This window comes from Streptomyces sp. NPDC013157 (assembly GCF_042899865.1).
Taxonomy (GTDB): domain Bacteria; phylum Actinomycetota; class Actinomycetes; order Streptomycetales; family Streptomycetaceae; genus Streptomyces.
Genome location: NZ_JBIBAK010000008.1, coordinates 343,987 through 357,443, shown reverse-complemented (window position 1 = coordinate 357,443; position 13,457 = coordinate 343,987). Strand labels below are relative to the sequence as shown.

Genomic DNA, 13,457 nt, shown 5'->3' with positions numbered 1-13,457 from the left:
CTTCGGCTCTCCTGGGAGTGACCATGCACGGCACACCGCACATCGTGAGCGACGTCATGACGCAGACCGTCGTCAGCGTCGGGCCCCGGGCCCCCTTCAAGGAACTGGTGCGGCTGATGCGGGACTGGCAGGTGAGCGCCCTGCCCGTCGTCGAGGGCGAGGGCCGCGTCGTCGGAGTCGTCTCCGAGGCGGACCTCCTGCACGAGGAGGAGCTCCGGGACGGTGCCACGGACCCCCGGACCCGGCTGCGCCGGATCGCCGACCTGACGAAGGCCGGCGCGGTGACGGCCGAAGCGCTGATGACCTCCCCCGCCCTCACCACCCGTCCGGACGCCACCCTCGCCGAGGCCGCCCGCACCATGGCACGCGCCAAGGTCAAGCGGCTGCCCGTGGTGGACGAGCTCGGTCTGCTCCAGGGCGTGGTGAGCCGGGCCGACCTGCTCAAGGTCTTCCTGCGCGGCGACGAGGAGATCGCCGAGGAGGTGCGGCGCGAGGTGGTCTCCTACCTCTTCCCGCCGCCCTCCTCCGTGCTGCACGTCGACGTCCGGGAGGGAGTGGTGAAGCTCGTCGGCAGGATCCGGGACACCGCCCTCGTCCCCGTCGCGGCGCGGCTGGTGCGGGCCGTCGAAGGAGTGGTGGACGTGGAGTTCGAGCTGTCGGCCGACCGTCCGGAGGAGGCAAGTGGGGCCGGTCGGCCCTAGTGCGACCGGCCCCGGCGGGCGATGATCGTCCCGGGCGGTACGCAGTCCGTCCTTCAGTCGGGGAACAAGGGGACGTCGATGACAGAGCCGCGCACCTTCTCGGAACAGGACCCGATCCGCGTGTTCCTGCTGGACGACCACGAGGTCGTCCGGCGCGGCATCACCGACCTCCTCGACGCGGAACCCGACATCACGGTCGTCGGCGACGCCGGCACCGTCCAGCACGCCCTCGCCCGCGGCCCCGCCCTGCGCCCCCACGTCGCCGTCCTCGACGTCCGCCTGCCCGACGGCGACGGCATCACCGTCTGCCGCGAGCTGCGCGACCAGATGCCCGGCCTCGCCTGCCTCATGCTCACCTCCTTCGACGACGAGGAAGCCCTCCTCGACGCGATCATGGCCGGGGCGTCCGGCTACGTCCTCAAGCAGATCAAGGGCTCCGACCTGGTCTCCGCGGTCCGCACGGTCGCCTCCGGCCAGTCGATGCTGGACCCCGCGACCACCGCCCGCCTCATGCGCTCCCTGCGCGCCGACCCCGCCGAGACCCCCGCCACACCACCCGAGCTGGCGGGCCTGTCCCCCCGCGAACGCGACATCCTCGCCCTGATCGGGGACGGCCTCACCAACCGCGAGATCGGCAAGAAGCTCTACCTCTCCGAGAAGACCGTCAAGAACCACATCTCCCGGCTCCTGGCCAAGCTGGGCGTCCAGCGCCGCGTCCAGGCCGCCGTCCTCGCCTCCCACCTGGAACAGCCGGAGACCGGGGACCGACCGGTGCGGTGAACCGTGCGCAGAGCCTGGTGAGGCCGAACGGCCCCGGCCGCCGTGCATCGCCGCCGGAGATGCCCGAAGCAGCCGCCGCACCGGTCCTGCCTCGCACCGGTGCGGCCCGGTCGGGGAAGGAGTCACCATGTCCGCCACGGCTCTCGACGCGTACACCCTGGAGAAACTGGTCGCCGCCGCCGTTGCCGCGCCGTCGGTCCACACCACGCAGCCCTGGCGCTTCCGCCTGGACCCCGGGGCGCTCACCCTCCAGATGCGCGCCGCCACCGGGCGCGCCCTGCGCCACACCGACCCGACCGGCAGGGCCCTGCACGTCTCGGTCGGCTGCGCCCTCTTCAACCCCAGGGTCGCGGCCGTGCACTTCGGCTGGGAGCCGGTGCCCCGGCTGCCGCCCCGTCCGGAACAACCGGACCTGCTGGCCACGGTGCGTCTCGCCGGCGCCTCCAGGACATCGGTGCCCCCAGCCCTGTACGAAGCGGTGTGGCGGCGCCACAGCTGCCGTTTCCCCTTCTCGGACCGGGCGCTGCCGACCGCCGTGGTCAGGGAACTCCGCGACGCCGCCGGTGCCGACGGCGCCCACCTCGACCTCGTGTCGCCCGCGGACGTGGATCCCCTGCTCCGGCTGATCGGCCAGGCGGAACACCGCAACAACGCCGACACCGACCGAGCGGCGGAGAGCCGCCGGTGGGTCCGCGCGAGCGGCCGTGCGGCCGACGGGCTGGCGCCCGAGGTCCTCGGCCCCCAGGACTTCCTGGATCGCGTCCCGATGCGGGACTTCGGCACTCACCGGCGTCCGGGCGCGCTGACCGCGGTCCCCTTCGAACACCGTCCGCACCTCCTCGTCCTGTCGACCGACCACGACCGCCGGGCCGACTGGCTGCGCGCGGGTCAGGCTCTCGAACACGTCCTGCTGGTGGCCACGGCGCACGGCGTGCGAGCCTCACTCCTCGACCAGGCACTGGAATGGCCCGATCTGCGTGACCGGCTGATCCTCCCGTCGGCGAGCGGACGCCCTCGCCACGCGCAGATGGTGATACGTGCCGGATACGGCCCGGAGGGACCTCCGTCTCCGCGTCTGCCCGTGCCGACACCATGGCGCGCTTCCTGAGGTGATGCGCGCCGGTCCGCCGGGGCCGTCCGGCCCCGGCCGGTGACCAATGGCCCACTGACGACACCGCTCGCGCAGGAAAACGTAGGAGGCGCGGTTCCCGATCCACGGACGCGAGCGACGAGGAGTGTTCTGATGGCGAAGGCATATCTGGTGGGCAGCGGGGTCGCGGCGCTCGCCGCGGCGGCGTTCCTGATCCGCGACGGTGGCTTCGACGGGGCGGACATCCACCTCTTCGAGGAGCAGATGGGCATCGGCGGCAGTCTGGACGCGGGTGGCACGGCGGAGGCCGGCTACACCATGCGCGGCGGCCGGATGTTCGAGGCGGAGTTCCGCTGCACCTACGACCTGCTGTCCGGAATTCCCACGCTCGACGATCCCTCGGTGTCCGTGACACAGGAGATCCTGGCCGGGCACGAGGAGTTCGCCTGGGACGACATCGCGCGGCTGGTCGACGGTGACGGCAAGATCGCCGCCACCGGCTCCATGGGGTTCTCCGAGCGTGATCGTCTGGACCTGGTCCGGTGTCTGGCCGCTCCCGAGGGCCACCTGGACAGCAAACGGATCACCGACTGCTTCGGCGAGCACTTCTTCACCACGAACTTCTGGTTCATGTGGTGCACCACGTTCGCCTTCCAGCCCTGGCACAGCGCCATCGAGTTCCGCCGCTACCTCCGCCGCTTCATCCACCTGTTCCCGGAGTTCGGCTCCATGTCCGGTATCCACCGGACCCGGTACAACCAGTACGACTCGCTCGTGCGCCCGCTGGCCGCCTGGCTGCGCGAGCACGGGGTGACCATCCATCCCGGATGCACGGTGACCGACCTCGACTTCGCCGCCGGGAAGAACGGCAGGACGGTGGAAGCCGTCCGCGTGTCCCGGGCTGGCCGCGAGGAGCGGATCGCCGTCGCCCCCGAGGACCTGGTCCTGGTCACCAACGGCTCCATGACCGACGCCTCCAGCCGCGGCACGCACACCTCTCCCCCGCCTCCGCCTCCCCAGCGCTCGGACGCCTGGCTGCTGTGGCACCGGCTGGCCCGCGGACACGAGAACTTCGGGAACCCCGACGCCTTCGACAAGCACGTGAAGGAGTCCCGCTGGGAGTCCTTCACCGTCACCGCCAAGGACCCCGCCTTCCTCGACGCCCTGGCCGGGTTCAGCGGCCGTGAGACCGGCAGGGGCGGGCTGATGACGTTCACCGACTCCAACTGGCTGCTCACCATCGTCGCCAACCGCCAGCCCGTCTACCGGGACCAGCCCGAGGGCGTCTCGGTCTGGTGGGGCTACGGCCTCTTCCCCGGCCGCGCCGGCAACCACACGCCCAAGCCCATGACCATGTGCTCGGGCCGGGAGATCCTCGAAGAGGTCCTGCACCACCTGCACTTCGACGACCGGACCAGTGCCCGGGTCCTCGAAACGTCGACGGTCATCCCGTGCGTGATGCCCTACATCACCAGCCAGTTCCTGAACCGCCGTCGTGACGACCGCCCCGAGGTCGTCCCCGAGGGCTCGGTCAACCTCGCCTTCATCGGGCAGTTCGCGGAGGTGCCGGACGACGTCGTCTTCACGGTCGAGTACTCCGTACGCACGGCGTGGACGGCGGTGTCCCGGCTGCTCCACCTCGACAAGCAGCCGCCTCCCGTCTACAAGGGCCACCACGATCCCCGTGTCCTGGCGGCCGCTCTGGAGACCATGCACCGGCGTTGAAGCACGCACCCCGGGAAGGCCGCTCGGCCCAGGCCACCTCGGACCGGGGTCCACCGGCCCTCGGAAGGGCCGTCCGGGACCTGTTGTCCGGCGGCCTCCCCCAGGGACCGTGGAAACGAGTCCATCCCGCGACGTCGGCCCGGACGTCGCCGAACCGGGGAAGTGAACCATGCTGTCCGTACCAGCGTCGCGCCGCGGCCTGCGCGAGGGCAGAGGCTGCCCGGTCCCCTCCCAGGGCCGTACGGCCCCTCGGCGTCGGCCCGCCACCGGCCGGGCAGGGGAATCGAGGGCTGCTCGGCCCCGCCCGTGCCCGCTCGGCCCAGGTGGTGTTCGCATCAGTCGCCATCGGGAAAGGGAGGCACGGCCATGAGGCCCACGAGGATCGGCGCTCTCCTGGTCGACGAAGTCGTCACGGCGCGGTACGGCATACCGTTCAGCGACATACCGTCGCAGTCGGTGTGACCCGTCGGCCGGACGGCGTCGTGGACGTCGTCGACCACCTGTCCTTCCGGCTGGACGACAGGCACGTGCGGCCGGCGGGCGGCGTCGTGCACGGCATCGCCGACGACTGGCTGCGCAAGCTCTGAACCGCCGCCCGGCTGCGGCGGTCACATCCGGACTGATCGCGGTCCTGTCGACGCCGGGGACCGTCCTGCGCCCCGGTGAGCGGGAGTTCGTCGAGGAACGGCACTACTTCGGGAAGAGCGACGACCACCGGGAGTTCCGCACGTGACGGCCGACGGCCGCTGACGCGGACACGAACTCCGCGCTCCGGCGACGACGTGGGCCGGGGATCATGTTTCCGGCCCACGGGTGCGACGCCGGTCTGGTCCCGGGCAGGCCCCGCCGGCTCCTTCGGGGCGGCCTTCGCCTCCCTCCGGCGGGCGTGGTCGGGCGCAGCGTGAGAAACAAGCACGGGAGAGGCGCGTAGCAGGATCACTACGCTGCACGAGTGTTCTCATACGACGAGTTGACTTCGCCGGAGCGTGAGTTGTGGAACGCGTTTCCCGAAGGGCGAGCCGTGGACCTGCGCGCGGACGCGCCCGGGGACGACCGTGTCGCCGAGGGCGGGCGATGGGGGCCGGAGCGGACGGTTCGGGCCTCCGTGATCGCGGCGTTGATGCTGGGCGCGCACAGCGGGCAGCCCGGCGCCGTACCTTGTCTGCGGCTCGCCGGGGCGCGGATCGTCGGACCGCTCAACCTGGCCGGCGCGCAGCTGGCATACACCCTCTGGTTGGAAGGGTGCTGGTTCGAGCAGGCGGTGAACCTGCTCGGGGCCACGACCCAGACGCTGGTTCTCAGGAGCTGCCGGGTGCCTGGCGTCGAGGCCGGGGCCACGCGTATCGAGGGGAACCTGGACCTGGCGCACTCGGTCGTCGAGAGCGGCGCCCCCTCCCACTTCCACCACCGCATCACCGCCCTGTCCCTCACCAACGCCCGGGTGGCCGGCGGCGTGATCCTCAACAAGGCCGAGCTCAACGCGCCCGGCGGGTGGGCCCTGGCCGCCGGCGGCCTCGTCATGGAAGGAGGATTCTTCTGTCGCCCCGGGTTCGTCGCACGGGGCGAAGTACGGTTCCCGGGTGCACAGTTGCCTGGCGGCCTGTACATGAACGGCGCGCGGCTGGAGGAGCCCAGCCCGCGCGGCCTGGCGCTCAATCTGGAGAACTCCGTGGCCTCGACGGTCATCCTCTCCGACGGGTTCGTGGCGAACGGGACCGTAGGGCTGCGGGGTGCCCGGATCTCGGCCGGTCTGAGCTTCTCGGGGGCCGTCCTGAACGGGCCGCCGGACGGCAGCGGTCCCTCCCTGTCGGCCCCGTTGATGCAGGCGGTCGACTTCGACCTCGGCCTCGCCGCAGCGCCGTCCGGCGCCGTGGACCTGCAAGGTGCGCAGGTGTCCTACCTGCACGACGGCGAGCACAGCTGGCCCGAGGTCGTGGAGTTGGACGGCTTCGTCTACGGTTCCATCAAGACGGACGGGAGACGGGAAGCAGTGGGGCGGCGGAACTCCGTGGCCGAGCGCGTGGCGTGGATACGGCGCAGTCCCGGCTACAACCCCCAGCCGTACGAGCAGTTGGCGAGCTGGTACCGGAAGTCCGGCCACGACGACGAGGCCCGCCGCGTGCTCCTGGCCAGACAGCGCCACAGGCGCCGCACACTGCCCCCGGCAGCGCGGGCGTGGGGGCACCTGCTCGACGTGACCGTCGGCTACGGCTACCGTCCCTGGCTGGCCGGCGTCTGGCTCCTCGCGCTGACCCTGCTGGGCACGCTGTCCTTCGGCGGCCACTCCCCTCGTCCGGTCCAGCGAGGCGAGGGCCCGCCGTTCCAGCCCCTCGTCTACACGCTCGACCTTCTGATCCCCATCGGCGGCCTGGGGCAGCGCACGGCCTGGTACTGGACGAGCGGGAGCCTCCAGTGGCTGGCCTATCTGCTGATCGCCTTCGGGTGGGTGCTGACGACCGCCGTCATCGCCGGGGTCACCCGCGCACTGCAGAAGAGCTAGTCAGGAACAGCCGGCCCCAGGCGTCGCCGGCGGACGCGTGCGTGGACCGTGTGCGGCACGCCCCGACGGCAGCGACGGATCCGCCTGGGCCGACCGGCCCACCGGAGGGGACCGACAAGCACCTGCCCCCTCCGACACCGGCGGGCAGACGCTGGAGAGCATCCAGCCGAGGCCCGACGGAGGAGACCGACATCATGGTCCGTTACGTGTACGACTTCGCTGAGGGCGGCCGTGACCTGGCCGGCCTGCTCGGCGGCAAGGGGGCGAACCTGGCCGAGATGACCCGGCTGGGGCTGCCGGTGCCACCGGGCTTCACCGTGACGACCGAGGCCTGCCGGACCTTTCTCACCGCCGGCAGTGAGCCGCACGGGCTGACCGAGGAGATCTCGGAGCATCTGGCGGCTCTGGAGAAGGCGGCCGGCCGGAGGCTGGGGCAGCCCGACGATCCGCTGCTGCTGTCCGTCCGCTCCGGAGCACGCTTCTCCATGCCCGGCATGATGGAGACGGTCCTGGACATCGGTCTCGGCGACGACTCCGTGCTCGGCCTGGCGAAGGTGGCCGGGAACGAGCGCTTCGCCTGGGACTCCTACCGCCGCCTCATACAGATGTTCGGCAGTACGGTCATGGGTGTCGACAGCGGACTGTTCGAGACAGCTCTCGCCGACCTCAAGTGCGACCGGGGCGCAACGGACGACCTGGGCCTGGACGCGCCGGATCTGGCCGGGCTCGTCGAGACGTACAAGACCCTGATCCGCCGGGAGACCGGTGAGGACTTCCCGCAGTCCCCGGACGAGCAGCTACGGCGGGCCGTCCTCGCCGTCTTCGGGTCCTGGAACGGCGAGCGCGCCCGGATCTACCGGCGCCGCGAGCACATCCCCGACGACCTCGGCACCGCGGTGAACGTGCAGACCATGGTCTTCGGCAACCTCGGCTCCGACTCGGGCAGCGGTGTCGCCTTCACCCGCGACCCCGCCACCGGGCGCCCGGGCCTGTACGGCGACTACCTGCCAAACGCCCAGGGCGAGGACGTCGTGGCCGGCATCCGCAACACCGTGTCACTGGCCGATCTGGAAGAGCTCGACCCCGTCTCCCACGCTCGGCTGCGCGGTCACATGGAGACCCTGGAGGCGCACTACCGGGATCTGTGCGACATCGAGTTCACCATCGAGCGCGGCCGGCTCTGGATGCTCCAGACCCGGGTCGGCAAGCGCACCGCCGAGGCCGCGTTCGCCATCGCCTCCGAGCTGGTGGACGAGAGCCTGATCGGCCCCGCCGAGGCACTGGGCCGGGTCGCCGGGGACGGGCTCGCCCGGCTGATGTTCCCACGGTTCGACACCTCCGCCGTCGGCGAGGCGCTCGCGCACGGCCTTCCCGCCTCACCGGGCGCGGCCGTGGGCGCCGCCGTGTTCGACTCCGCCGAGGCCGTCCGCCGGGCCGCCGCGGGCGAGCAGGTCGTGCTCGTCCGCCAGGAGACCACCCCCGACGACCTGCCGGGCATGATCGCCGCACAGGCGGTGCTGACCAGCCGGGGCGGCAAGACCAGTCACGCCGCCGTGGTCGCCCGCGGCATGGGCACGGTGTGCGTCTGCGGTGCGGAGGAGATCGCGGTGGACGCCCAGGGCCGTCGCTTCACCGTGGGTGAGACCGTCGTCGAAGAGGGCACGGTCATCTCCGTCGACGGATCCGCAGGGGCCGTGTACCTGGGCGCCGCCCCGCTGGTCGACTCCGCGGTGATGCGGTACTTCGAGACGGGCGAGCGGTCGGCCGGACTGGTCGAGTCCGTGGCCCGGACCATGGAGCAGGCCGACCGCACGGCCCGGCTGGAGGTGCGCGCGAACGCCGACACCCCGGAGGACGCCGCCCGCGCCCGGCGGTTCGGCGCGCGGGGGATCGGACTGTGCCGTACCGAGCACATGTTCCTCGGCGAGCGGCGCAAGCTGGTCGAGGCGATGATCCTGGCCCGCGACGAGGCCGAGCGGAGGCAGGCACTGAGCGCGCTGCTGCCGCTCCAGCGCCAGGACTTCATCGGCATCCTGGAGGCGATGGACGGCCTGCCGGTCACCATCCGGCTCATCGACCCGCCCCTGCACGAGTTCCTGCCCGACCGCACCGGCCTCGCCGTGCGGATCGCCGCCGCCGAGGCCCGGGGCGGACACCCGGACCCGCACGACACCGAGCTGCTCGACGCGGTCGACCGCATGCACGAGGAGAACCCGATGCTCGGGCTGCGCGGCGTACGCCTGGGCCTGGTGGTGCCCGGCCTGGTCGCCATGCAGGTGCGGGCGATCGCCGAGGCGGTCGTGGCGCGTACGAGGGCCGGGGGCTCCCCCGAGGCGGAGATCATGGTGCCGCTGGTCGGCGCCGTCGAGGAACTGCGCATCGAGCGGACGGAGGTGGAGCGGGTCCTGGCCGAGGTGTCCGAGGAGACCGGCGTGCCCGTGCACTGCCCCGTCGGCACCATGATCGAGCTGCCGAGGGCCGCGCTCACCGCGGGCAGGATCGCCGAGGAGGCGGAGTTCTTCTCCTTCGGCACGAACGACCTGACCCAGACCACCTGGGGTTTCTCCCGCGACGACGTCGAGGCTGCGTTCTTCTCCGCCTATCTCGACAAGGGCATCTTCGCCACCTCGCCCTTCGAGAGCCTAGACCGCGACGGCGTGGGCCGGCTGGTCCGGATCGCCGTCGACGAGGGGCGCGCCGCCCGCCCCGGCCTGAAGATCGGCGTGTGCGGCGAGCACGGCGGCGACCCCGACTCCGTCCACTTCTTCCACGAGGCCGGACTGGACTACGTCTCCTGCTCGCCGTTCCGCGTCCCGGTCGCCCGCCTGGAGGCCGGGCGGGCCACACTGTCCGGGGCCGGGTCGAGCGACAGCAGGTGAGCGCCGGGCCGGGCTCGCGTCCCCGAGCCCCGGCCCGGCCGGAAAGGAGGTGGCCGCCATGGCCCGCATCGTCGGTGAGGTGATGACCTCCGATGTCGTCGGGGCACGCCCGGAGACATCGTTCAAGGACGTCGTACGGCTGCTGGACCGGCACCGGATCAGCGGTCTGCCCGTCGTGGACCACGACGACAAGGTCGTGGGCGTCGTCTCGCAGACGGACCTGGTCCGTCGCCAGGCGGCCGGGTCCCCGGCCGACCGGGCGCGGCGGTCACGGCGCCACCCGTCGGGCCGCCTCGGGCGCCCTCGTCCCGGTGCCGTCGCCGACACCGTCACGGCCCGGGACCTGATGTCGACGCCCGCGATCACCGTGCATCCGGAACAGCGGATAGCGGACGCCGCACGTGTGATGGAGCGGCACGGCGTCGAGCGCCTGCCCGTGGTGGACGAGGAGGACCGCCTGATCGGCATCGCCACCCGCCGTGACCTGCTGCGGGTCTTCCTGCGCACGGACGACGAGATCGGCCGGGAGGTCCGCGACGAGGTGGTGGACCTCACGCTCGGGCTCCCGGCCGACAGCGTGACCGTCTCGGTCCGGGACGGCATGGTCACCCTTTCCGGAGCCGTACCGCACCACGGCGACATTCCGACCGCGATCCGGATGACGTACCGGGTGGACGGAGTTGTCGGCGTCGTCAACGGCCTCTCCTGCCGCGCCGACGACCCCCACGCGGCCGACGGCGCCCACTCCTCCGGTGCGCACCACGACTGAGGGTCGAGTGACGTCCGCTGCCGCTCGGCAGCGCCCCGCAGGGACGCAGGGCCGCATTGCCGGTACGGCTGCCGCCGCGTGAGCACGACCGCCGCGACGGCGCCGCGGACGAACGACGGCGCATCGCGGCGATTCCAGCGCAGCGCCCAGCGGCGGCGGACGGGACATCCGGCCCCGACGGCCCGGGCCGATCAGTCCCTCAAGGGGACCATCGGGCCCTGGGGACACCACCGCTGACGAGAGACGCTGCTGATGGGAGCGGTGCCCATCCCCCGGGGTGCCGCTCCCTCCCGCGCCGCCACCCGTGCGGTCGCCGCCCTTCCACCACGGAGGCCTGCCGACATGACCCGCCACGCCGACCGCAGCGCGACCGCCGAACCCGCCGACGCGCCGTCCGACATCGCCGTCGCGGTGGACCGCCTGGTGACCAACGGGCTCAAGGCGCTCGCCGACTACGAGGGGCTCGACCAGGAACAGGTCGACCACATCGTGAAGAAGGCCTCGGTCGCCGCCCTCGACCAGCACACCGGCCTCGCGCGACTTGCCGTGCAGGAGACCGGACGCGGCGTGTTCGAGGACAAGGCCGCCAAGAACATGTTCGCCTGCGAGTACGTCACGCACAGCATGGGCCCGATGAAGACGGTCGGTGTCATCGCCCGCGACGACATCGACGACATGATCGAGGTCGCCGAGCCGGTCGGGGTGGTGTGCGCCGTCACCCCCGTCACCAACCCGACCTCCACCACCGTCTTCAAAGCCCTCATGGCGCTGAAGACCCGCAACCCGGTGGTGTTCGCCTTCCACCCCTCCGCCCAGAACTGCAGCGCGGAGGCTGCCAGGATCGTGCGCGACGCGGCGGTCGCGGCGGGCGCTCCGGAGCACTGCGTCCAGTGGATCGAGACTCCGTCGGTCGAAGCGACCGGCGCCCTGATGCGCCACCCGGGCGTCTCGCTGATCCTCGCCACCGGCGGCAACGCCATGGTGAAGGCCGCCTACTCGGCCGGCAAGCCCGCACTCGGTGTCGGGGCCGGCAACGTCCCCGCCTACGTCCACCACAGCGCCGGCATACGACGGGCCGTGAACGACCTGGTGCTGTCCAAGTCGTTCGACAACGGCATGATCTGCGCCTCCGAACAGGCCGTCATCCTGGACGACCGGGTCTACGACGCGGTTCTCGCCGAATTCGGGGCGCTGCATGCCCACTTGGCGACCGCCGAGGAGAAGGCGAAGCTGGAGGCCTTTCTGTTCCCCGCCGACGGGACCGCGGGCGCGGGCTGCGAGCCCAAGGTGAACTCCGCGGCCGTCGGGCAGAGTCCGGTGTGGATCGCCGAGCGGGCCGGGTTCACGGTGCCGGCCGGCACCTCGCTCATCCTCGTCGAGGCCGGCCAGGTCGGTCCGCAGGAGCCGCTCACCCGCGAGAAGCTCTGCCCGGTCCTCGCCGTCCTGCGGGCCGGCTCCACGGAGCAGGGCTTCGACCTGGCCGCGGACATGGTCGCCTTCCACGGGCAGGGCCACAGCGCCGTCATCCACACCGGTGACCTCGAACTCGCCGAGGCGTACGGCCGTCGTATGAAGACGGTACGGGTCATCGTCAACGCCCCTTCCTCCCAGGGCGCGATCGGCGGCATCTACAACAGCCTGCTGCCGTCACTGACGCTCGGCTGCGGTTCCTGGGGCAGCACCTCGGTGTCCAACAACGTCTCCGCAGCCCAACTGCTCAACGTCAAGCGGGTGTCCGTGCGCCGCAACAACCTCCAGTGGTTCAAGGTCCCGCCGAAGATCTACTTCGAGCCGCAGTCCGTCCGGTATCTGACCTCCATGCCGGACGTCCACCGCGTCACCGTCGTCACCGACGCGACGATGACCCGGCTCGGCCTCGTCGACCGGGTCGAGCAAGTACTGCGGCGGCGCCGGGAACCGGTCACCGTCCAGGTCATCGACAACGTCGAACCCGAGCCCAGCATCGACTCCGTCCGGCGCGGCGCCCGCCTCATGGGGGACTTCCGCCCGGACACCATCATCGCCCTGGGCGGCGGCTCCCCGATGGACGCGGCCAAGGTGATGTGGCTGCTGTACGAACAGCAGGCCGAGGGCAGGGACGTCGACTTCGCCGACATGCGGCACAAGTTCTCCGACATCCGCAAGCGCGCCTTCCGCTTCCCGGTGCTGGGGAAGCTCGCCCGCCTGGTGTGCATCCCCACGACGTCGGGCACGGGTGCCGAGGTCACCCCCTTCGCGGTGATCTCCGACCCGGCCACCGGCAAGAAGTACCCGTTGGCCGACTACGCGCTCACCCCCAGCGTGGCCATCGTGGACCCGCTCCTCACCGCCGGACTCCCGCCCGCGCTCGCGGCCGACAGCGGCTTCGACGCGCTCACCCACGCCATCGAGGCGTACGTGTCGGTCTACGCCAGCGACTTCACCGACGGACTCGCCCTGCACGCGATCCGGCTGGTCTTCGAGAACATCGAGGCGGCGGTGAACGACCGTGCGGCCCGACCCGAGGCCCAGGAGAAGATGCACAACGCCGGCACCATCGCCGGCATGGCGTTCGGCAACGCCTTCCTCGGCATCGTCCACGCCATGTCGCACACGCTCGGCGCCACCTTCCACATCGCGCACGGCCGCACCAACGCCGTCCTGCTGCCCCACGTCATCCGCTACAACGGCACCGTCCCCACCAAGCTCACCGGCTGGCCGAAGTACGAGCACTACCGCGCTCCCGAACGCTTCCAGGACATCGCCCGCGCCCTGGGCCTGCCGGCCGCCACCGCGGCGGAGGGCGTCGAGTCACTGGCCGCGGCGGTGGAGCGGCTCCGGAACGCCGTGGGCATCGAATCGTCGTTCCAGGCTCTGGGCGTCGACGAGACGGCCTTCCTCGACGCACTCCCCCAGCAGGCCCTGAACGCCTTCGAGGACCAGTGCGCCCCCGCCAACCCTCGGATGCCCCTGCTCGACGACATGCGACGGCTCATGCGGGCCGCCTACTACCGGCGCGACGCGTAGCCCGCCC

The 13,457-nt window shown here is 71.8% G+C and carries 8 protein-coding genes and 1 pseudogene; all 9 read left to right on the top strand.

The genetic code is table 11. The features are described from left to right. Nucleotides 1-23 precede the first annotated feature (23 nt). The 9 genes and pseudogenes from ACFY6U_RS25160 (at nucleotide 24) to adhE (ending at nucleotide 13,450) form a co-directional block, all read left to right on the top strand. Nucleotides 24-701 (top strand): CBS domain-containing protein, encoded by a 678-nt coding sequence (locus ACFY6U_RS25160; protein ID WP_390041628.1) that lies wholly within the window; start codon nucleotides 24-26, stop codon nucleotides 699-701. Nucleotides 702-779: 78 nt separating this feature from the next. Continuing rightward, nucleotides 780-1,481 (top strand): response regulator transcription factor, encoded by a 702-nt coding sequence (locus ACFY6U_RS25155; protein WP_351498414.1) that lies wholly within the window; start codon nucleotides 780-782, stop codon nucleotides 1,479-1,481. Nucleotides 1,482-1,608: 127 nt separating this feature from the next. After that, nucleotides 1,609-2,589: an Acg family FMN-binding oxidoreductase gene (locus tag ACFY6U_RS25150; protein WP_390041625.1), complete on the top strand. Its 981-nt coding sequence runs from the start codon at nucleotides 1,609-1,611 to the stop codon at nucleotides 2,587-2,589. Nucleotides 2,590-2,709: 120 nt separating this feature from the next. Continuing rightward, nucleotides 2,710-4,296, top strand: a pseudogene (locus ACFY6U_RS25145) (oleate hydratase); the annotation flags it as partial. Nucleotides 4,297-4,754: 458 nt separating this feature from the next. Beyond that, a complete protein-coding gene (locus ACFY6U_RS25140) occupies nucleotides 4,755-4,883 on the top strand; it encodes a hypothetical protein (RefSeq protein WP_390041623.1) in 129 nt (42 codons plus the stop codon). A gap of 365 nt (nucleotides 4,884-5,248) precedes the next feature. Beyond that, a complete protein-coding gene (locus ACFY6U_RS25135; protein ID WP_390041622.1) occupies nucleotides 5,249-6,796 on the top strand; it encodes an oxidoreductase in 1,548 nt (515 codons plus the stop codon). Between the two features lie 194 nt (nucleotides 6,797-6,990). Continuing rightward, nucleotides 6,991-9,675, top strand: coding sequence for a pyruvate, phosphate dikinase (ppdK, locus tag ACFY6U_RS25130; protein WP_390041620.1), 2,685 nt, complete (start codon nucleotides 6,991-6,993; stop codon nucleotides 9,673-9,675). Nucleotides 9,676-9,733: 58 nt separating this feature from the next. Next, nucleotides 9,734-10,444, top strand: a complete 711-nt coding sequence (locus tag ACFY6U_RS25125; RefSeq protein ID WP_390041618.1) for a CBS domain-containing protein — start codon at nucleotides 9,734-9,736, stop codon at nucleotides 10,442-10,444. Nucleotides 10,445-10,786: 342 nt separating this feature from the next. Continuing rightward, complete coding sequence (gene adhE / locus ACFY6U_RS25120) at nucleotides 10,787-13,450, top strand: bifunctional acetaldehyde-CoA/alcohol dehydrogenase (protein WP_390041616.1); 2,664 nt, start codon at nucleotides 10,787-10,789, stop codon at nucleotides 13,448-13,450. The last annotated feature ends 7 nt before the right edge of the window (nucleotides 13,451-13,457 follow it).

Coding starts and splice junctions, on each gene's coding strand:
- ACFY6U_RS25160 (WP_390041628.1), top strand. CDS start 24: ATGCACGGCACACCGCACATCGTGAGCGACGTCATGACGCAGACCGTC.
- ACFY6U_RS25155 (WP_351498414.1), top strand. CDS start 780: ATGACAGAGCCGCGCACCTTCTCGGAACAGGACCCGATCCGCGTGTTC.
- ACFY6U_RS25150 (WP_390041625.1), top strand. CDS start 1,609: ATGTCCGCCACGGCTCTCGACGCGTACACCCTGGAGAAACTGGTCGCC.
- ppdK (WP_390041620.1), top strand. CDS start 6,991: ATGGTCCGTTACGTGTACGACTTCGCTGAGGGCGGCCGTGACCTGGCC.
- ACFY6U_RS25125 (WP_390041618.1), top strand. CDS start 9,734: ATGGCCCGCATCGTCGGTGAGGTGATGACCTCCGATGTCGTCGGGGCA.
- adhE (WP_390041616.1), top strand. CDS start 10,787: ATGACCCGCCACGCCGACCGCAGCGCGACCGCCGAACCCGCCGACGCG.